Below are 20,811 nucleotides of genomic sequence, written 5' to 3' on the forward strand. Positions count from 1 at the left end.
CGCCGGACGCGAATCGCCCGTTGCCGTCGCCGATACTCGGGATAAGATGTCCGCCGACGAGCTTCGTCGAACCGACGGACGAACCGGAAAAGCGTGAGGCGCCGTGTCAATGGATCAACTGCTTGCAATGCGCGTGTATCGCACGCTAGTCGAAGCGCGCAGCTTCTCGGCCGCCGGCGACCGCCTGGACATGACGCATTCGACGGTCTCGCGGCAATTGCGGCAGCTCGAAGCCGCGCTCGGTGTGCAGCTCGTGCAGCGCAGCACGCGTCACTTCGCGCTGACGACGGACGGCGAGCTGTACTACGCATCGTGCGTCGACATTCTCGATCGCGTCGATGCCGCCGCCGGCGCGCTGTCGGCCGGGCACGCGGAGCCGAGCGGGCTGCTGCGCGTGTCGATGCCGCTTGCGGTCGGCACGCTGGAGATGAGCGCGTGGCTGCCGGCGTTCCGTGAGCGCTATCCGAAAGTTCAGCTCGACATTTCGTGTAGCGACCGGTTCGTCAATCTCATTGCGGAAGGCTTCGATGTCGCGTTGCGGATCACCGGCGCGCTGGCGGATTCGGAACTGGTCGCAAGGGCGCTGACGAGTTCGGACGAGATTCTCGTCGCCGCGCCGGCGTATGTCGCGCGTCGCGGCCTGCCGAGATCGCCGGCCGACCTTGCCGGCCATGACCTGCTGATGCATCGCAAGCCGCAGGGCGACGGCAACTGGTCGCTGACGACCGACGACGGCAAGGTGACGAGCGTCGCGGGGCAGGCCGCGCTGCGGATCGACGCCATTACGGCCGTTCATGCGGCGGCGGTGGCGGGGCTCGGTATTGCCGCGTTCACGCATCTCACGGTAGCGCGCGACATCGCCGAAGGCCGGCTGGTGCCCATCCTGCCCGGCCACCGGCTCGGGCGGCTGAATTACTACGCGGTTTATCCACGGCGTCGGCACACGTCGTCAAAGGTGCGCCTGTTCGTCGAGTACATGAAGACGTACTACGACGCCTGTGCCGAAGGCTTGCGTGCGGTGCAACCCGCTGCACCGGGCGCCGTGGCGAGCCCGGCAACGCGCGCAAAGCGCAGCCCCGCTCGCTGAGCGGGGCCCGCCGCCCTGCGCCGGCTGGTCTTGTGCACCGTTCCCGCGCTGACCGTGAGCAGGGGGTGCAATTGGCCCTCAAGGTCCGAAGCGGTCCGCCACGGCATCCTTCAGCCGCGCGGCGGTGATCTCGCCCATGTGCGATTCGACGAGGTTGCCTTTCGCGTCGAAAAAGAGTGTCGTCGGCAGCCCGCGCGAACCGTAGGCCTGCATCGCGTGCAGCGTGCGATCGAGCAGCACGTGATCGAACCGCAGCCCTTTCTGTTCGAGGAACGCGCGCACGGTCTGCGCATCTTCGCCCTGGTTGACCATCAGCACCGTCATCCCCGGATGATCCTGCTGCGCTTGCGCGAGGATCGGCATTTCGCGCTGGCACGGCGGGCACCACGTCGCCCACAGGTTCACGACGACGGGCTTGCCCGCGAAGCGTTGCGCGGGCACCGGCGTGGCGTCGAGCGCCTCGAGCTGCAACGCGGCAAGCGGCGGCGCGCCGTGCTGCAACGTTGCGAGCGTGCCTTGCGCGATGCCCCACGCGGCGAGGCCCGCGAGCATGCCGGCCATCACCGGGCGACGCAGCGCGGGCAGGCGGCGCAGGCGCCAGCCCGCGAACACGATCCCGGCTGCGAGGCCGATGCGCCAGTCGAAGCCGCCGTCGCCGAGCGAGATGATCGAGCGTGGTGCGGCGGCGTACTCGCGCCACCACTGCGCGATATAGCCGACGCGTGCGGCGATCAGCCCGAGCAGCAGCACGTCGAGGATCAGGCTCGACGCCGTCTTGTGATGTCCGTCGGGCGGATGGCGCTGGAGGAAACGCGCGACGAGCCACGCGAGCAGCGCGGCGACGGCTACCGCGACGACGCGGATCGAGAAGGGACCGATGCTCAGCATGAAAGGGCGGGGACGTGATCGAGCGGGGTTGGGGACGGGATGGGCCGTCGCGGCGCTGAAGCCTGTCGACGGTCGTGCTGCGTTTCGACCGGCTGCCCGGCATGGGGGTTCCCGGCGCGAACGTAACCGCGCGCTGCGGATTCGGCGGAGGAGGCTGGTTCAGGACTCCGTGATTGTCGTGCGGGCAGGTTGCAAATCAGACTGGTCTGATGTTCAGCGGAAGCGCATTCATCAACAATACCCACGCCGGTCCGGAGTGGTGTCCGCCGGCATCCCGTACAGGGATCTCTCCTTGACGGCCGCTCCCCCCCGGGCGGCCGATTTTTTGTCGTCCTGCATGCGAGCGTGAATGCCTGGTGGCGGCCGGTGGGCGCGGCCGCACTCCGATCCCGATCGGCTGATTCAACGGAATAGGACCGCTGCCAGATGCGAGCACCAGGCATTCACTCGCGCATTGCACGACGCCAGGTTGGTGACAGGAGAGGGTTTCCGATGACGGCAACACACATGAACTGTCGTTGCCGATGGGCTGGCTGACGACGTAGCCGTGCATGCGTGGCTTGCCCTGGCATTCAGGGATTCGGCGATTCAGTCATGCCGCGCGCGGGAGCGCGGTGAGGGGCGGGGCAGGCCCGGTGTCGAGAGGCTTGCTGAAAGGACCATCCGGTCGACCGGTTCCGCGCAGGAGATGGGCGCCGGCATCTGCCGCGGCGGCGCAGGCTATGTGCGTGTCGTCACTGGCTTTTGCCCGATGCCGCCTCGCCGAGCCGATACGCCGTGAAGAACTCGTACCACGGCGACCCTTCCGCCACGGGCACGTCGAGCGCTGACGTCCGCCGCTTCAGTGCGCCGAACACGTCGTTGATTCGTGCCGTCTGCCCCGCATCGTTGAACGGATAAGGCCGTGCCCGGCCGGCCGCGAACGCGCCATAGGCGATTGCGAGCAGGCGCGCGCTGTCGTCGGTCGCGGCGATCGAGCCGTTGATCGTTTCGGCGAGGCGCGGCCGGTCTTCGGTGCGCGATCCAGACAGGCACAGGAACACGATCGCCGACAGTTCGTGCAGATCCTTCACCCGCAGCAGGCCCGGCAGCCGCGCGACGATCCGCTCGACCGGTTCGTCGCGCAGCGCGTCGCCGAAGTCGAGCACGGCGGTCATCGGGTTCGTGTCCGCTTTCAGGCGATCGAGCGCGGACGGGGCGGCCGACGCGCTGGCGCCGTCCGGCGACGCTGAGGGAGCCGCCCGCAACGCATCGGCCACCTGCTGCGTCCATTCCGGAAAGATCATCCGCACGTTGCCGAACTGCTCGCCGCCTTTCGCCGCCGGATTCCATCGATACACGATCGTGCCGCCGCGAATGAACGGCGAATAAAGGTGCTCGGGCGTTTGCGGCAGCGGCCGCCGGTTGATCGGCAGCCAGGCGAGCGTCAGCCAGTCGTAGCGGCCGGTGGCGGGCACGGAAGGGCTCGAACTCGCGACGACCTGCCATGTGCCGCGATTCGCATGGCGGCGCCGCGCGTCGGGCACCGCGACGGTCTGGCCTTTCGCGGTGTCGAAGTAGGTCGTGCCGGTCACGTTCGTACCGCTGTCCGCGGCCGGCGTGATGATCGAGATGACCCACGATGCGCCGTCCGCCGAGCGGTAGTCGGACGGCTTCAGCGTCGCGACGTCGTGCACCATGCGCGTTTCCGCCGCGACGGGGCTCGGGGGGAGATTGGCGGGCGCGGCCAGGATGCTCGGCATGGGATTTCCTCGGATTCGGGTGCGTATCGTCGAGCGGGAACGATGCGCGGCGGCGCAGATTGTTTTATGTCACTGTAGAACGTCGCCGCCGGAAACGGAAACCGGCTGCGCGGCGCACCCCGCTCACGCGTTCCGGCGCTTCGGCTTACCATGCGCATCCTGAGCCAACGACGAACACGGGGCGGGAGCGCACATGACCGACACGAAAGCCATTACCGAGCACTGGACGCAAGTCGCCGACCAATGGATCGGCTGGGCCGGCAAGCCGGGGCACGATGCGTTCTGGAAATACCGCGCGGGCCTCGCGGCCTATATCGGCCGCGACACCGGGCGCGCGCTGGAGATTGGCTGCGGCGAAGGCCGCGTGAGCCGCGAGCTGAAGGCGCTCGGCTACGACGTGACTGCGACCGACGTGGTGCCCGCGATGCTCGATGCCGCGCGTCATGCGGATTCCGCGCATCGCTACGAGCTGGCCGACGCGGCCTCGTTGCCGTTCGACGCGGCCAGCTTCGATCTCGTGATGGCGTACAACGTGCTGATGGATCTCGACGACATGCAGCGCGCGTTGAACGAGGCGCGCCGCGTGCTGAAGCCGGGTGGGACGCTGTTCATCTCGCTCGTGCATCCGTTCCGCGATCGCGGCGGTTTCGCGGGGCCGCAACCGGATGCGCCGTTCGTGCTGAAGGGCAGCTATTTCGGACGCGAGCACTTCGACGGCGTGGAAACGCGCGACGGGCTGTCGATGCACTTCGCCGGCTGGTCGCTGCCGCTGCAGGCGTACATGGAAGCGCTGGAAGCGGCCGGGTTCGCGATCGTGTCGCTGCGCGAGCCGCCGCCGGACCACGTCGAGACGGACCAGTTGAAGCAGTGGGCGCGCGTGCCGTTGTTTCTGTGGGTCAAGGCGCGGCCGGTGGGTTGAATTGGTCGCCCCGTGGATACAAAAGCCGACCGAAAGGATGATTTTGTGCCCCCGGGGCGACCGAATGGGCCGAAGCGACCGTTCCCGGAAGGGATCATGGCATTCAATCGGGCGGGGCATTCCACGAGAGGGCGCTTGCCCACGTTTCGCCGCCCTGCTCAGCGCGACAGCTCTTTCCGGTAGAGCACGGCCCCCGGCTTTTCCGCGACGGTGTCGTAGAGCCGCATCGCCGTGTGGTTCGTCTCGTGCGTCTGCCAGTACACGCGTTCGGCGCGATGCGCCCGCGCGGTGTCGTATACGGCTTCGATCAGCGCGCGGCCGACGCCCTTGCCGCGCTCGCTGTCGAGCGTGAACAGGTCCTGCAGGTAGCAGGTTGGCCCGGCGAGCGTCGTGCTGCGGTGATACAGGAAATGCACGAGCCCGACGAGCCGGCCGGCGCGCTCGGCGACGAGCGCATGCACCGGTTCGTAGACGTCGAAGAAGCGCGACCACGTGAGCTGCGTAATGCGCAGCGGCAGTGCCGTGTCGTCGAAGCGGCCGTAGAAGCGGTTGTAGCCGTCCCACAGCGGTAGCCACTGGTCGTAGTCGTCTTCCGTGACCGCGCGTACGGTCAGTCCGGTGTCGTTGGCGTTCATGTTGGCGGGCCTGTCGATGAGAAGGGCGCGCGCCGCCGATCCGGCCGGCGCGTCGCAGGTCTCCACGATAGGAAGTTCGCGGCCCGATGGGTAGGCCCATGACGACAGTGCTTTTTGGTGCCACGACCCGCAAAATGCTCGCGATGTCGATGTCGGCCGGAACCTGCGGCGATCACGCCGGCCGCCCTTGTTGCTGCCGGCATGGCGCTGTCAGGTTCAGCCTTCGCCGCGCAGCAGCCGCGCAGCACGGCCCCCATGCCGCCCGAACGCCACCACGGCATGCCGTTCGCTCTGTTAGACTTTTTCGCCCATCGCCGCCATCCGGGCTGCGCCGTGCCCGGTTCATCCCGCCATGAACGAAACCCGTGCGTCGCATCCGATCACCGAGGTCCTGCGGGCCTACTGGAAGGCCGATCGCCTGATGTTGCTGACGGTCGTGGCCGTCGTCATCCTGTCTGGCGCGAGCGCGGTTGCCGCCCCCTATCTGTTCTCGCGCCTGATCGACGCGTTGTCGCATCGCGGCGTGCTCCACGCGCTGATCCCGGGCTTCGTGGTCTACGCGGTGCTGCTGGGCCTTTCCAGCGCGCTGCAACGCGCGGTGCAGTACCTGGCGTTCATGAGCGCGCAGAATCTGGGCTTCATCACCAGCACGCGCTTTTTCGAGCGCATCCTGAAGAAGACCACGGTGTTCTTCGTCGAGCACAATCCCGCCGAAATACAGAGCGCGAACGAGCGTGGAAGCCGGGCGCTGTCGGTGCTCGTGCAACTGGGGCTGATGGACCTGATCCCCGGCACGCTGCAGATCGTGCTGACGCTCGTCACGCTCGGCGCATTGATCAATTTCGAGGTCGTGGCCATCACGGCCGCCTACGGCGCGGTCGCGGTGACGATCGCGGTCGTCGCCGCCCGGCGCTCGCGCGCGTTCCTCGATCGCGCGATCGAGGCCGGGCAGGAGAATGCGCGTTTCGTCGGCGGCGCGATCAATGCGATGGAGACGCTCCGGCATTTCGGCAGCCATCGCTGGATGAGCGAACGTTTCTCGGAGAAAGCGCGCGTCGTGCGCGACAGCTGGCGCGCGTATGTGCTGCAGCACGTCAGCTATCTTGCGCTGCTGGGTCTCGGCCTCGCAATCCAGTTCTCGGTGACGTTCTGGCTGCTGCTGCCGCGCCATGCGGCGGGGGCGCTGTCGATCGGCGACATCGTGCTGTTCAACACGCTGCTGCTGCAGCTGAACATGCCGTTCGAAATGATCGCGCGCGCGGTCGACGAGAGCGCACGCTCCCGCGCGGCGCTCGTGCCGTTCGCGGCGCTGTGGACGGCGCCCGAGGAGCGGCAGGTGTCGCACGCGGCGGCGTTCGCGCCGCAGGACGGGCGCATCGTGTTCGACCGCGTCGCCTATGCGTACGACAATGGCCGCTGCGTCGCCGACGTCGACTTCGTCGCCGAGCGCGGTGCGATCACGTTCCTCGTCGGTGAAACGGGCGCAGGGAAATCCACCGTCTTCAAGCTCGCGCTGAAGTCGATCGAGCCGACCGGCGGGCGCATTCTCGTCGACGGCGTGGATCTCGCGGCCATCGATCGCGCCGACTGGTACGGCGCGGTCGCCGTCGTGCCGCAGGATGTCGTGCTGCTGAACGAAAGCCTGGAAGACAACATCCTGCTCGGCCGGCCGCGTGACGCGCAGCGGTTGCGCGAAGCGGCCGCGAAGGCGACGATCCTGACGTTCATCGACAGCCTGCCGGACGGTTTCCGCACCACGGTGGGCGAGCGCGGGCTGAAGCTGTCCGGCGGCGAGCGCCAGCGCATCGCGATCGCCCGCGCGCTGTACGGCGATCCGAGCGTGCTGTTCCTCGACGAAGCGAGTTCCGCGCTCGACGAAGCCACCGAGCGCGACATCATGGAACACGTGCGGTTGCTGGCCCGCGACGTCACGGTCGTCGCGATCACGCACCGCCGCTCGGTCATCGGGCCGGCCGACAAGGTCGTGCGGCTCGGCGATGCGCGCGTGCCGGCGTAGGGCTGCACGGCCGCGTCCGCAGGCCGTCTGCCTTACCCGCGCATCGGCGGATTGAGCCGCGCGAACGCCTGCTGGCGGCGATACGGGAAGTGCGGATAAGGCGCTTCCACCGCGCTCGCCGCGTCGAGCGTCGCGACCTGCGCATCGGTCAGTGCCCAGCCGACCGCGCCGAGGTTCTGCCGCAGTTGCTCCTCGTTGCGCGCGCCGATGATCACCGACGACACGGTCGGGCGCTGCAGCAGCCAGTTCAGTGCGATCTGCGGCACGGTCTTGCCGGTCTCCTCGGCGATCGCGTCGAGCGCATCGACCACGTCGTACAGGCGCGCGTCGTCTACCGGCGGCCCGTAGCTGGCCGTTTCATGCAGGCGGCTGCCTTCGGGCAGCGGCGCGTTGCGCCGGATCTTGCCGGTGAGCCGGCCCCAGCCGAGCGGGCTCCAGACGAGCGCGCCGAGCCCTTGGTCGGCGCCGAGCGGCATCAGGTCCCACTCGTAGTCTCGGCCGACGAGCGAGTAGTAGACCTGGTTCGCCACGTAACGCGACCAGCCGTGCCGGTCCGCCACCGCCAGCGACTTCATGATCTGCCACCCCGCGAAGTTCGACACGCCGATGTAGCGCAGCTTGCCTGCGCGCACGAGATCGTCGAGCGTCGACATCACTTCGTCGACCGGCGTGCCCGCGTCGAACGCGTGGAGTTGCAGCAGGTCGATGTAGTCGGTGTCGAGCCGGCGCAGCGCGTGGTCGACGGCGCGTACCAGCCGCGCACGCGACGTGCCCGCGTCGTTCGGGCCGTCGCCGGTCGGCAGGCCTGTCTTCGTCGAGATCAGCACCTGGTCGCGACGTCCCTTGATCGCGGCGCCGAGCACGCGCTCGGATTCGCCGTCCGAATACACGTCGGCCGTGTCGAACAGGTTCACCCCGGCGTCGACGCAGATGTCGATCAGGCGGCGCGCTTCGTCGACGCCCGTATTGCCCCATGCGCTGAACAGCGGGCCCGTGCCGCCGAACGTGCCGGCGCCGAAGCTGAGGACGGGAACCTTGAGGCCGGAGCGGCCGAGGGTGCGGTATTCCATGGCGGGTTTCCTTTGGGCGATCGACGTGTCGAGGGGGGCCGCGAGGCCAGGTGTTGCCACACTGTATCCCTTGCGGATATTTCGGATAATTGGGCACACTTCGAAAATATCGTTCGGAAGAGGCGAATAATGCTGCTCGACAATCTCGCGCTGTTCCTGCGCATCGTGGAGAAGGGCGGACTGGCCGCGGCGGGCCGCGAGTTCGGGCTGTCGCCGGCCACCGTGTCCGAGCGGCTGACCGCGCTCGAGCGCCACTACGGCGCGGCGCTGCTCACGCGCACGACGCGTGCAATCAGCCTGACCGACGAGGGCCGCACGCTCGTCGACGGCGCGCGGCGCCTGCTGGCCGAAGCCGACGAACTGGAAAGCCGCGTGCGGTTCGGCGTGCAAACATTGTCGGGGCCGGTGCGCCTGAGCGCACCGGCCGATCTCGGCCGCGAGCGCGTGGTGCCGGTCGTCGACGCGTTCCTGGCCGAGCATCCGGGCGTCACGGTCGACCTGCATCTCGGCGACGGTTACGTCGATGTCGTCGGGCAGGGGCTCGATTTCGCGATCCGCCGCGGGGTGCTTGCCGACAGTTCGTTGCGCAGCCGTTCGCTCGGCCGTGCGCGGCGCGTGGTGTGCGCGTCACCCGCGTATCTCGCTGCGCACGGCACGCCGCAGCATCCGGACGATCTCGCCGCGCACGACTGCATCGTGATGCGTTTCGGGCCGGCCCTGTATGCCGAATGGCCGTTCAGCATCGATGGCGAACCGACGCGCGTGACGGTGCGCGGCCGGCGTGTGGCCAACGACGGTGCGCTCGTGCGCGCGTGGTGCGTCGCGGGGCACGGCGTCGCGCTGAAGTCGCTGGTCGACGTCGAGCAGGATCTGGCGTCCGGCGCGCTCGTCGAAGTCCTGCGCACGTACTCGCCGGGCGACGTCGATTTGCAGATCGTCTATCCGGGCAACGCGATGCAGCCGCGGCGCGTGCGCGCGCTGATCGACCGGTTGGCGCAGGCGCTGGGCGGGGCGTAACCGGGCAAGGTTCATGCGGTTCGCCGAGCGTTGCAGCGTTTGTCCAGACACGATCGCATCGAAGGCAGGCGTGGCGATTCCCGGCACGACGTCGCCGGCCGAAACCGGCGTTCGGTCGATTGCACACATTTCGTCATTTAGCTAATATTCGAAACGTCAAGCGAAACCCGAAACCATGGACGACGTCACCCGCATCAGCGCACTGGCCAACGAAAGCCGCCTGGCCGTGATGCGCTGGCTCAAGCAGCCGCGCAAGCATTTCCCGCCGCAGCCGCACGGCGATGTCGACGAACTCGGCGTGTGCTGCACGTACATCACCGAGAAGCTCGGCATCGCGCCGGCCACGACCACGCGCCACATGCGCATCCTGGCGGATGCCGGGCTCGTGCAGGCGACCCGCGTCGGCAAGTTCACGTACTACAAGCGGATCGACGGCGCGCTGCAGCAGCTCGGCCGCGATCTTTTGCAACTCTGATGCACACCGAGGCAACCGACATGGACGAACTTGCATTGCTGGCCGACGCCGACCGGCGCGCGCACGCGTATCTGGCCGCGACGAACGCGCGGCGGGCGTATCCCGACGCGGCCGCATTGGCCGGCCTTGCTGCATTCGACGAGCCGCTGCCCGATACGGGCCGCCCGGCCGACGACGTGCTGTGCCTGCTCGACGAGCGCGGCACGCCCGCGACCGTCGCGTCGAATGGCCCGAACTACTACGGCTTCGTGATCGGCGCCACGCTGCCGGCCGCGGCGGCGGCCGAGCGGCTGATGCTCGCGTGGGACCAGTGCGCGTCGTCGTTTGCGAATTCGCCGGTCGCCGCGACGATCGAGCGCCAGGCCGCCCGCTGGGTCGTCGACGTGCTCGGGTTGCCCGAGGGCAGCGCGGTCGGTTTCGGCACGAGTGCGACGGCCTGCACGCTGGTTGCGCTGGTGGCCGCGCGGCGCGCGCTGCTCGCGCGCAAGGGCTGGGACGTCGACGAGGACGGCCTGATCGGTGCGCCCGAAGTGAAGGTCGTGATCTCCGAGCTTGCGCACATCACGGTGAAGAAGGCGCTGCGCGTGCTCGGTTTCGGGATGAAGCGCCTCGTCGTCGCGCCGGTCGACGCGCATGGCCGCATCGATCCGGCCCAGCTGCCGCCGCTCGACGACATGACGATCCTCTGCGTGCAGGCCGGCGAAGTGAACACCGGCGAGTTCGATCCGTTCGCGGCGCTGATTCCGCCCGCGAAGGCGGCCGGCGCGTGGGTGCATGTCGACGGCGCGTTCGGCCTGTGGGCCCGCGCATCGTCGAAGCGCGCGCTGACGGACGGCATCGACGGCGCGGACAGCTGGACGACCGACGGCCACAAGTGGCTCAACACGCCGTACGACGGCGCGATGGTGATCTGCCGCGACGCGGCCGCGCTCGCGACCGCGATGAACAGCGACGCCGTCTACCTGAGCGGCGCGCAGGACGCGCAGAAGAACCTGAACCTCGAATTCTCGCGGCGCGCACGCGGCATTCCCGTATGGGCCGCGCTGCGCTCGCTCGGCCGCGCCGGCGTGGCCACGATGGTCGAGCGGCACTGCGTACAGGCGGCGCGGGTCGCGGACGGCCTGCGTGCCGCCGGTTACGATGTGCTGAACCGCGTCGTGCTGAACCAGGTGCTCGTGCGCGCCGGCACCGACGATGAAACGGCTGCGATCCGCGAGGCCGCGCAGGCGTCGGGCGAAGTGTGGTTCGGCGCGACGGTGTGGCAAGGGCGGCCGGCGTTCCGGATCAGCGTGTCGTCGTGGCGCACCGAAGACACGCACATCGATCGTCTCGTGGCATTGCTGACGGAGCTGCGCGGCGTGCACGTGCGCTGAGCGGAGGCAGCGCGGCGGCGCGCGGAGGTTCGCTCACTCACGTGCGCCGCGTGCCGCGTATGCGCCGCTAACGCTGCATCGTCAGCGCGCCGAGTCGGGAAATGCGTGCATCGAGAACTCGAACGCGGCTTCCGCCAGTGCCTCGATATCCGCCACGCCGCCTTCCAGATGACCGTCGATCCACAGCACGGCGAAGCCATGCACGAAGCTGCGCACGCCGACGCTGAACGCGCGGATCTGCTGCTCGTCGATGGTGGTTCCGACCATTCTCCGGATCGCCTGCGTCGTCACCTCGCTGTTTTCGCGCCGGGCCTGGACGAGTTCGGCATCGTCCCGGTGCTGGACCGCAAAGCCGCCGTACATGAGCCGGAACAACTCGGCGTGTGCGTGCGCAAACTTCACATGGGCCAGCCCGCCGGCCCGAAAGGCGTCGCGAGCCGACGCGCCGCGTGAAATTTCCGCAGCAAACGCGTCGACCTGCGCCTGTGTCAGGCGCCGGAAGCCTTCGACCACCAGCGCGACCAGCAGCGCCTCCTTGTTGACGAAGTGGCGATAGACGGCCGAGTCCGACACGCCCAGCTGCGTCGCCAGATGGCGCACGCTCAAGTCCCGCCCGTTCGCGTGCTCGAGCGCGGCAAAGGACAGATCCAGCACGGCCTGCCGCAGATTGCCGTGGTGGTAGCCCGCCTTCTGATTCCCGGGGTTTCTACTCATTTGACAGTGTTCAATGTCACGGTCGACAATGTTTGCAACTCAAACATTGTCGGTTCTGGCGATGCCCGCCCTTGATTCGTTGACGAAGGATATCTGGACTGCATCGGTCCCTCATTCTTTCATGGGGCTGCATGTCGGTGCGCGCATGACCGTCGTCCGGCTGTCGTCGGGCCGGCTGCTGCTGCATTCGCCGGTGCCGCTGGAAGGCGGGTTGCGCGCGGAAATCGATGCGCTCGGCGAGGTGGGCCACATCGTCTGCCCGAACCTGTTTCACCACCTCCATGCGGCCGGCGCCGTCGCGGCGTATCCGCGCGCATTGCTGCACGGCCCGGCCGCGCTGCAGCGCAAGCGCAAGGATCTGCACTTCGACGCGGTGCTGACGGCGGTGCCGCATCCGGAGTGGCGGGGCGACTTCGAACTGCTGACGATCGAGGGCTGCCTGCTGCGCGAGACGGTGTTCTATCACCCGGCCAGCCGCACGCTGATCGCCTGCGATCTCGTCGAGAACTTTCACGCGTCGCCGCACTGGCTGACGCGGCATTACCTGCGCCTGGGCGGCGTGCTCGGGCAGGTCGGCTGGCATCCGTTGCTGCGCGTGGTCTACCGGGACCGGCGCGTGGCCCGCGCATGCATCGACAGGCTGCTGGAATGGCCGTTCGAACGCGTGGCGCTCGCGCACGGCGACCCGCTGACCGAGCACGCGCACGACGCGGTGCGGCAGGGCATGGCGTGGCTTTGAGTCCATCGATAACGACGCATGATCAGGGAGAGACGTGATGGCAGGATCGAATGACATCGGGCATCCGGCGGTGAAGGCCTCCGCCCTCGCGGCGCGTGCCGGCGACGTGCCGGGCGGCCGCCTGCGGACGTGGGCGATCGTGGTGTTCGTGGCGTTTGCCATCGTCACCGTCCTCTACGGCCTGACGGCCATCGCGACCGGGCACGCGAATTTCGGCGCGGTATCGGGCGACGCGCTCCTGCATGCGCGCGAACAGCTCCGCGCGATGTCGATCGCCGGCGGCGATCCCGGCTGGGGGCAGGTGATCGGCACCGACGATCCGTTCATCTGGATCGCGGCCAGGCTGACGTCGGCGCGGCTCATGTTCGGCGAGAACGGCGTCTACGACACCCTGCTCTACTACGCGCGGATGCCGAAGGCGAACATCGTCATCCTGTCGCTGCACAACATCATGGGCGGCACGTGCATGCTGCTGGGCGCGCTGCAGTTCTGGCCGGCGCTGCGCCGCAACCATCCGCGCTGGCATCGCACGGCGGGCGTGGTCTACATGGTTTCGTCGCAGATCGCGATGATCGGCGCGATGACTTACATGGTGCGCACGCCCGTCGCGATGATGTACGACACGCTCACGTTCGCGACCGGCCTCTGGTTTCTCGCGCTGGGCGTCACGGCATCGCTGTGGATGTCGATCCACCACCTGATCCGCCGCGAGATCGCCCAGCATCAGGCCTACATGGCGATCAACTACGGCTTCCTGCTCACGGCGCCGTTTACGCGCATCGACTGGATCTGGGCCGCGATGGTCTATCCGGACGTCAACCAGAACACGTCCAATTTCTCGGCGGTCGCGGTGCTGATCGCGCAATGCATGCTGTTCGGCTACCTGCTGCTGTGCATGAATCGCTGGTTCCAGAAGTCGCGCCCGGCCACGGGCCGCGCCGGCCCGGTGTTTTCGGCCGCGTTCACGGAGGCCGTTGCCAAGGCGGGTGTCGCCGTGCTGTCGATGCTGAGCATCGTCGCGCTGGCCGCCGTCGTCGATCACGACCTGGTGACGCCCGGCCTCGACCGGTTCCAGGCCGGCAAGGACTGGATTCCGGCCGGACTCGCCGCGTTCCAGGGCAACGTGCTGCGGGCGGCGCCCGGTTCTCGCTGGCTCTATGCCGCCAGTGCGATGGGTGTGTGCGCGCTCGCGCCGTTCCTGCTGCGCGCCGCGTTCATCGGGAAGCCGCGGCCGGCACGGATGATGCGGCTCGCGGCCGCGACCGGCGTGCTGACCGCGGCAAACGGCGCCGTGTTGCTGTACTGGGGGCAACTGCTGGGCGGCCCGACCGCGATCACGTCGTCCGGCGGGACGCCGTTCCAGATGAACGGTGCATTCGAATTGTTCTTCGCGGTGCTGCTGCTCTGGGGCGTGATGCGTGAGCGCCATGCGCTCGTCAAGGAGTGGAGCCTGTTCGCCGTGCTCTGCGTGCTGGCGCTGCCGAGTCTCTATGCGTTCGTGCCGCTGGTCGGGTGGATCTATCTTCAGATCGGCGTGCCGGACCTGCCGCATTACGTCGAGATCACCAGTGTCTATCGCGTTGCGATCAGCATCGGCCTGATCCTCGCGATGCTGGTGGGCTTGCTTTACGCCGTGTACGGTAGCGCGACGCAGGAGAAATTCGCGCGCTAGCCGCGTTTGCGCGAAGCCGGCCGCAGCGGCGAGGAGTGTGTGCGCAAACGGCGCATATCGTTCGCGCCGTCGCGTCGCCGAGGTCCGTCACCGGCCGCCGGCGTTGCCCGCGAGCGCCGCGGCCGCCACCTTCGGGCACTCGATGAATTGCAGTGCGGCCGGCGTACGTCGCGCCTTCTGCAATGGTGTTCATGCCATGCAAGGCCGGCTTGAGCCATAACGAAGCCGAAGATGCCGATCCGGTGCACCTCGCGCAAGGTGTGTCGGTGCTGGCGAACCTGCTGGCCGATTGCACGCTAGCCGCGCGCAATGGCGGGGCTTGCAACACGTCCGCAAGCGTGAAAATGTCGGACAATGGCCGCTGCGCGCGCCACGCCGGCGCAGCGTTCAACCAAAGCATTCACGCTTGCGAGATCCCCATGTCGACTCCCTTTCCCCGGGAACTGCTGAAGGCCGCCGATATCGCGAAGATGGAACCGACGCGCGCGGTGCATTCGCTGAATCCCAATGCCGTTCGTCTCAAGCGACAACTCAGCGACCTGACCGGCCTGACGCAATTCGGTGTTCACCTGCTCACGCTGATGCCCGGTCACGAATCGGCCGAGTATCACCGTCACCTGTACGAAGAAGAGTTCGTGTACGTGCTGTCCGGTACGGGCGCGGTCACGATCGGCGAGCGCACCAGTGAAATCGGGGCTGGCGATTTTCTGGGCTTTCCGCGCGGCGGCGAAGCGCATACGGTGCAGAACACCGGCGATACGCCGCTCGAGCTGCTCGTCGGCGGGCAGCGGCTCGAACACGACGTCTGCGAATACCCGCGAATCGGCAAGCGGCTTTATATCGCGGGCGAGCTCGAAGACTATGTCGATCTGCCGAAGCAGCCTTGATGGTCAATCGTGCATCCAATCCCCTATTCCGCATAAAAACTGAATCAATAACCTCTTGTTTAGATAAACGAAATAAAAATTCGTAAAAACACGGGGTAGAGAAAACACGTTTATTTGGGCACGCTTGTGCGCATTGTTCGTTCCTGGGCGCCGGTATTGCTACATGCCGGCGTGTCTTTTTCCGGGTGCCGGAATACGGAAATAAATACACGCGCCCGGGATTTTCGACCGATCGGCCGGGCAAGTGGAATGCATCAAAAATCATCCTGATTTTAAGTTCAGTAGTTCGAATCAATATCCTGATTCAAGAACGATACGGAGACAGGCGATGTCGAGGAACTGGGGGGTGGGGGCGGCGCTGCTGGCGCTGTGCGTTGTCCTGGCTTCATGCGGCGGCGATGGAGATTCGCCGTCGGCGGTCGCTGCAAACATGTCGGCATCCGCGCAGTCGCCGGGCAACGAAAACGGCAACGGCGGCAACGACAACAGCAACGAAAGCGACAACAGCAACAGCAACGAAGCGGCTAGGAAAAACGCCGACATCCGCGTCGCGCAGTACGTCAATCCGCTGGTCGGCACCGACTACGCGACCGACCAGCCGGCCGACCCGGTCGGCTCGGGGCTGGGCGGCGGCACGTTCCCGGGGCCGACGGTGCCGTTCGGGATGATGCAATGGAGCCCGATGACGCCGACCGCCCAATACGACAGCAGCAAGGGCGACGGCTCCGGCTTCTCCGGCGGCTACTGGTACGGCGACACGTCGATCAACGCATTCAGCATCCTGCACCTGAGCGGCACCGGCTGCTGGGCGAACGGCGGCTACCTGAACGTGATGCCGCAGCTCGCGCCAGGCGATGCCGGCAAGCCGGCCAGCTTCAGCCACGCGAACGAAACTGCTCAGGCCGGCTACTACGGCGTCACGCTCGGCAACGGCATCAAGGCCGAGCTGACGACGACGGTGCGCACCGGCTTCGCGCGCTTCACGTATCCCGCACTCGCACAGGGCCAGCAGGCGACGATCGCGGTCGACCCGACCGTGCTGAACAATCGCGCGCAAGGCACGACGCGCGACACGATCAACCAGGTCGGCGATCGCGCGTTGTCGGGCACGATTGCGGGCGGCGGATTCTGCTGGGCCGGGCATGCAGTGCCCGTGTACTACTACGCGGAATTCAGCCAGCCGTTCGCGGCGAAGCCGGCGCTGTCGAACAACAGCCCGGTGACGTTGACGTTCAATGTCGACCGCAAGCACCCGGACGTGATGATGAAGCTCGGCATCTCGTTCGTCAGCGAAGCGAATGCGAAGGCGAACCTGCGCGCCGAGAATCCGGACACCGACGCGCAAGGCAACCGCAACTGGCGGTTCGACAAGGTGCGCAGCGCGGCGAGCGCCGCGTGGAACGCGCGCCTGAACGCGATCCAGGTCACGGGCGGCAGCGACGCCGACAAGACGAAGTTCTACACCGCGCTGTATCACGCGTCGCTGCACCCGAACGTGTTCAACGACGTGAACGGCCAGTATCCGGATTTCTATGCGTCGAACGGCGCACCGTCCGCGCCGACGCGTCAGGTCGAGAAAGGCCGCACGATGTACGCGAACTTCTCCGGCTGGGACATCGACCGCTCGTTCATCCAGTTGCAGGCGCTGCTCGACCCGGTGCGGACCAGCGACATCGTGCAGTCGCTCGTGCTCGATGCGAAGGCGTGCGGCGCGTTCCCGCGCTGGGCGTACTTCAATACCGAGACGGCCGTGATGCCCGGTGACGCGGGCTCGATCATCGTCGCGAACGCGCATGCGTTCGGCGCGACGAACTTCGACACGCAGGCCGCGCTGTCGATCATGAAGCGCAGCACGGCGCCGGGCGCCGCGTGCGCCGGCACGCCGGTGATGGGTAGCCGCGCGGACTACGACCGGCTCGGCTACGTGCCGTCGTCGGGCTCGGGCGACAACCAGACCGCCTCGAACACGCTCGAATACGCGGTGCGCGATTTCGCGGTATCGCGCTTCGCGGCGGCGCTTGGCGATACGACGACGGCCGGCGCGCTGCTGAAGTCGAGCGGCAACTGGCGAAACCTGTTCGACCAGGGCGCGATCCAGCCGAAGACGTCGGCGGGCGCGTGGGTCACCGACGGCACGGGTTTCATGGAAGGCAATTCCGAGCAGTACACGTGGTACGTGCCGCACGATCTCGCCGGCGTGGTCGCGCAGGCGGGCGGCGCCGCGCCGGTCGTCAAGCGGCTCGACACGTTCTTCACGCACCTGAACATCGGCACCGTGCAGCCGCATTTCTACGTCGGCAACGAAGTGACGATGGCCGTGCCGTGGGTCTATGCATGGGCCGGTGCGCCGTCGCATACGCAGCGCGTGCTGCATGCGTCGCTCGCGAACGAGTTCGGCACCGGCGCGGCCGGGCTGCCGGGCAACGACGATCTCGGCGCGATCTCGGGCTGGTACGTGTGGGCCGCGCTCGGTCTCTATCCGGTCGTGCCGGGCGTGAGCGGCGTCGCGCTGTCGAGCCCGCAGTTCGAGAAGATCACGGTGCGCGTCGGGCAGAAGGACGGCAGCTACCGTCTGCTGCACATCGTCGCGCCGGGTGCCGGCTCGGGCGACAGCGCGTCGTTCTACGTGAAGTCGTTGAAGCTGAACGGTGCGCCTTACCCGACCGCGTGGCTGCCGTTCGAGCAGATCGCACAGGGCGGGAAGCTGTCGTACGCGATGACGGCCGACGCGAGCGCCGCGACGTGGGGCACCGACGCATCCGCGATGCCGTCGTTCCCGCAGGCTGCCAGCGCGCCGTAACGGTCGGGGAGATCAACGAGCGGTTCTTGCCAACAGGATCGACGCAGAGAGAGGGAGGGACGAACGGATGAAACTACGTCATGTGGTGGGTATCGGGTGCCTTGCCGTGTTGTCGGGGTGCGGGGGCGATCAGGCTTCGACGGATGCGAGCGTGCTCGCGCAGATGTCGAACGCGCAGGGCAGCCAGAACGATCAAGGCAACCAGAACGATCAAGGCAACCAGAACGACCAGGGCGATCAGAACGATCAAGGCGAACACGGCGGCGCAGCCAAACGGTCGGTGCTGCACAGCGTCGATCCGATGATCGGCACCGCGAATCTCGACATCAACGCGGACTGGAGCAGCGGCGTGCGCGGTCACGGCCATGTGTACCCGGGCGCGACCGTGCCGTTCGGGATGGTGCAGCTCGGGCCGGACACCACCGGCGGCGCGCACACGCTGCCGTGGAACTGGGATCGCACGTCGGGCTACCAGTACGACGATCCGTTCATCACCGGCTTCACGCATACGCACCTGTCGGGCACCGGCATCGGCTCGGGCGGCGAAGTGCGGTTCCTGCCGACGCTCGCGCCGGTCGACACCGCGACGCTGGCGAAGGTCGCCGCCGATGCGTCGATCACCTACAACGCGTCGTTCAGCCACGATGACGAAACCGCGAGCCCCGGCTATTACCGCGTGAAGATGGCGCCGGTCGGCAGCGGCAACACGCCGTGGAACGTGCAGGGCGCGAAGATCCTCGCGGAGATGACGGCCACCGCGCATGCCGGTGTGCATCGCTACACGTATTTCCCGAGCGCGGCCGCGCAGAAGCGCAGCATGATCGTCAGCATCGACAACCCGATCGGCGGCTCGACCGCGAGCGGCAAGATCCAGGTCGTCGATGCACAGACGATCGCCGGCTGGCAGTTCACGAACAACTGGGCGAACAACAAGCCGACGTATTTCGTCGCGCGTTTCTCGAAGCCGTTCGATACGAAGCACGTCGCGTTCAGCGCGGACGGCTTCAAGGCGTACCTGACGTTCGCCGACGGCAATGACGGCGGCGCGGTCACGGTGAAGGTCGGCATCTCGCCGTCGAGCATCGCGGATGCGCAGGCCAATCTCGCATCGGAAGTCGGTGCGAAGTCTTTCGACCAGGTGCGTGGTGCGGCGGAGCGCGTGTGGAGCGCCGCGCTCGACCGGATCCGGATCAAGGGCGGCAGCGCCGACCAGCGGACGATGTTCTACACGTCGCTATACCGCACGATGCTCGCCCCGACCGTCTACAACAATGCGGACGGCAGCTACGTCGGCACCGATTCGGCCAACGACGGCACGACGTCGCCGCCGACGACGAGCAAGCATCCGAATCCGGGCTTCGACTATTCGTCGACGTTCTCGCTGTGGGACACCTTCCGTGCCGAGTCGCCGTTGATGACGCTGGTGCAACCCGAGCGCGTCGACGGCTGGGTGAAGTCGCTGCTCACGCAGTTCAAGCAGAACGGCAAGGGCGAGCTGCCGGTATGGCCGCTGGCGCAAACGGAAACCTTCACGATGGCCGGCCACCCGTCGATCCCGCTGATCGCCGATGCATACCTGAAGCACCTGACGAGCGCGGGCATCGACGACATCTGGACCGCGTTGACCACCACGCAGAGCGCGAGCGCGCACGGCTTCGATCAGTATCGCCAGAGCGGCTACGTGTACGCGGGCGACAACGCATCGGTGTCGACGACGCAGGACTACGCGTTCGACGACTGGGCGACGGCCGCGGTCGGCAAGGCGGCGGGCAAGAGCACGGCCGACTACCGGCCCTACCTGCAACGCAGCCAGAACTACCGGAACGTGTTCAACCCGGCGCTGAACAACGGCTGGAGGTTCTCGCAGCCGAAGGATTCGCAGGGCAACTGGGTGGCGGGCTTCGACCCGACGGCGGCGGAGAAGACGGACTTCTCCGAATCGAATTCATGGGTCGATACGTGGAACATCTTCCACGACTTCCCCGGCCTCGTTGCATTGCTCGGCGGGAAAAGCCAGTTCATCGCGCAGCTCGATCGCACGTTCGATCCGGCCAACCCGCTGACCTTCCTCCACAACCAGGGCTTTCCGGACCTGACCGGCCGCAGCGGCCAGTTCTTCGCGGGGAACGAGCCGGCGAACCACCTGCCGTACCTGTACGACGTCGCGGGCATGCCGTCGAAGACGCAGGACCGTGTGCGCGCGGTGATGGACGACATGTACGCGCTGACGCTGACGGCCGGCGATCGCGCACTCCTGAGCGGCGACAGCCTGAAGGCGGCGCTGGCCGACCCGCGCCGCGTGCGCGATTCGGCGATTCCCGGCAACGACGATTGCGGGCAGCTGTCCGCGTGGTACGTGTTGTCCGCGCTCGGCATCTATTCGCTGAATCCGGTGGGCGGGGTGTTCTACCTCGGCGCGCCGCTGTTCGAGGAAGCGACGATCGACATCCCGGTCACGTCGGGAGGCGGGGACGGCAAAGCACTGAAGTTTGGCGCGACGCGGCGCTTCAAGGTGACCGCGCATACGGCCGGCGGCGGCGCGCCGTCATCGGTCAATCGCTACGTCCAGTCGGTCAGCCTGAACGGCACGCCGCTGCATCGGCCGTACGTCACGTACGACGAGATGAAGGCCGGCGGCACGCTCGACTTCGTGATGGGGTCGACGCCGAACGACGCATGGGTCAGCACGTGGAACGGGCAGGATCCCAACAGTGCGCTCGCGCCGTCGCTGGCGATGGCCGGCAAGTAGCGGCAGGCCCCAGCAGGCAACGGCAAG

At 67.4% G+C, this 20,811-nt stretch carries 16 protein-coding genes and 1 pseudogene; 12 read left to right on the top strand and 5 right to left on the bottom strand.

Annotated elements, in window-relative coordinates:
- Positions 1-109 precede the first annotated feature (109 nt).
- The gene (locus B7G54_RS06635) at positions 110-1,087 is read left to right on the top strand and encodes a LysR family transcriptional regulator (RefSeq protein ID WP_085038351.1); all 978 of its coding nucleotides are present in this window, start codon (positions 110-112) and stop codon (positions 1,085-1,087) included.
- 78 nt (positions 1,088-1,165) lie between these two features.
- Here the strand turns inward: B7G54_RS06635 and B7G54_RS06640 are convergent, their stop codons facing one another.
- Together B7G54_RS06640 and B7G54_RS06645 are read right to left on the bottom strand one after the other, a co-directional pair.
- Positions 1,166-1,975 (bottom strand): TlpA family protein disulfide reductase, encoded by an 810-nt coding sequence (locus B7G54_RS06640; RefSeq protein ID WP_085038352.1) that lies wholly within the window; start codon positions 1,973-1,975, stop codon positions 1,166-1,168.
- A gap of 734 nt (positions 1,976-2,709) precedes the next feature.
- Positions 2,710-3,717, bottom strand: a complete 1,008-nt coding sequence (locus tag B7G54_RS06645) for a hypothetical protein (protein WP_085038353.1) — start codon at positions 3,715-3,717, stop codon at positions 2,710-2,712.
- 193 nt (positions 3,718-3,910) lie between these two features.
- Here B7G54_RS06645 and B7G54_RS06650 point away from each other — a divergent pair, with 193 nt between their 5' ends.
- Positions 3,911-4,636, top strand: a complete 726-nt coding sequence (locus B7G54_RS06650) for a class I SAM-dependent methyltransferase (protein WP_085038354.1) — start codon at positions 3,911-3,913, stop codon at positions 4,634-4,636.
- A 158-nt stretch (positions 4,637-4,794) separates the two neighbouring features.
- Here B7G54_RS06650 and B7G54_RS06655 read toward each other — a convergent pair whose 3' ends face one another.
- On the bottom strand, positions 4,795-5,271 hold the full coding sequence (locus B7G54_RS06655; protein ID WP_085038355.1) for a GNAT family N-acetyltransferase: 477 nt from the start codon (positions 5,269-5,271) through the stop codon (positions 4,795-4,797).
- A gap of 352 nt (positions 5,272-5,623) precedes the next feature.
- Between B7G54_RS06655 and B7G54_RS06660 the strand changes: the two genes are divergently transcribed.
- A complete protein-coding gene (locus B7G54_RS06660) occupies positions 5,624-7,288 on the top strand; it encodes an ABC transporter ATP-binding protein (protein WP_085038356.1) in 1,665 nt (554 codons plus the stop codon).
- Positions 7,289-7,320: 32 nt separating this feature from the next.
- Here B7G54_RS06660 and B7G54_RS06665 read toward each other — a convergent pair whose 3' ends face one another.
- Positions 7,321-8,358, bottom strand: coding sequence for an aldo/keto reductase (locus tag B7G54_RS06665; protein ID WP_085038357.1), 1,038 nt, complete (start codon positions 8,356-8,358; stop codon positions 7,321-7,323).
- 129 nt (positions 8,359-8,487) lie between these two features.
- Between B7G54_RS06665 and B7G54_RS06670 the strand changes: the two genes are divergently transcribed.
- From B7G54_RS06670 to B7G54_RS06680, 3 genes are all read left to right on the top strand, one after another.
- A complete protein-coding gene (locus B7G54_RS06670) occupies positions 8,488-9,375 on the top strand; it encodes a LysR family transcriptional regulator (protein WP_085038358.1) in 888 nt (295 codons plus the stop codon).
- Positions 9,376-9,550: 175 nt separating this feature from the next.
- Positions 9,551-9,850 carry an ArsR/SmtB family transcription factor gene (locus B7G54_RS06675; RefSeq protein WP_085038359.1) on the top strand — a complete coding sequence of 100 codons (300 nt, stop codon included), beginning with the start codon at positions 9,551-9,553 and terminating at the stop codon, positions 9,848-9,850.
- Between the two features lie 20 nt (positions 9,851-9,870).
- Complete coding sequence (locus B7G54_RS06680) at positions 9,871-11,223, top strand: pyridoxal phosphate-dependent decarboxylase family protein (protein WP_085038419.1); 1,353 nt, start codon at positions 9,871-9,873, stop codon at positions 11,221-11,223.
- A gap of 81 nt (positions 11,224-11,304) precedes the next feature.
- Here the strand turns inward: B7G54_RS06680 and B7G54_RS06685 are convergent, their stop codons facing one another.
- On the bottom strand, positions 11,305-11,877 hold the full coding sequence (locus B7G54_RS06685; protein ID WP_165765549.1) for a TetR/AcrR family transcriptional regulator: 573 nt from the start codon (positions 11,875-11,877) through the stop codon (positions 11,305-11,307).
- A 121-nt stretch (positions 11,878-11,998) separates the two neighbouring features.
- Here B7G54_RS06685 and B7G54_RS06690 point away from each other — a divergent pair, with 121 nt between their 5' ends.
- The 6 genes and pseudogenes from B7G54_RS06690 (at position 11,999) to B7G54_RS06710 (ending at position 20,784) form a co-directional block, all read left to right on the top strand.
- Positions 11,999-12,676, top strand: coding sequence for a DUF4336 domain-containing protein (locus tag B7G54_RS06690; RefSeq protein ID WP_085038361.1), 678 nt, complete (start codon positions 11,999-12,001; stop codon positions 12,674-12,676).
- 37 nt (positions 12,677-12,713) lie between these two features.
- A complete protein-coding gene (locus B7G54_RS06695) occupies positions 12,714-14,348 on the top strand; it encodes a DUF2306 domain-containing protein (protein WP_085038362.1) in 1,635 nt (544 codons plus the stop codon).
- 149 nt (positions 14,349-14,497) lie between these two features.
- Positions 14,498-14,641, top strand: a pseudogene (locus B7G54_RS40095) (Zn-dependent hydrolase); the annotation flags it as partial.
- 126 nt (positions 14,642-14,767) lie between these two features.
- Positions 14,768-15,235, top strand: a complete 468-nt coding sequence (locus B7G54_RS06700) for a cupin domain-containing protein (RefSeq protein WP_085038420.1) — start codon at positions 14,768-14,770, stop codon at positions 15,233-15,235.
- Positions 15,236-15,563: 328 nt separating this feature from the next.
- On the top strand, positions 15,564-18,035 hold the full coding sequence (locus tag B7G54_RS06705; protein WP_085038363.1) for a GH92 family glycosyl hydrolase: 2,472 nt from the start codon (positions 15,564-15,566) through the stop codon (positions 18,033-18,035).
- A gap of 67 nt (positions 18,036-18,102) precedes the next feature.
- Positions 18,103-20,784, top strand: a complete 2,682-nt coding sequence (locus B7G54_RS06710; protein ID WP_085038364.1) for a GH92 family glycosyl hydrolase — start codon at positions 18,103-18,105, stop codon at positions 20,782-20,784.
- Positions 20,785-20,811 lie beyond the last annotated feature (27 nt).

Source organism: Burkholderia puraquae, assembly GCF_002099195.1.
Lineage (GTDB): Bacteria > Pseudomonadota > Gammaproteobacteria > Burkholderiales > Burkholderiaceae > Burkholderia > Burkholderia puraquae.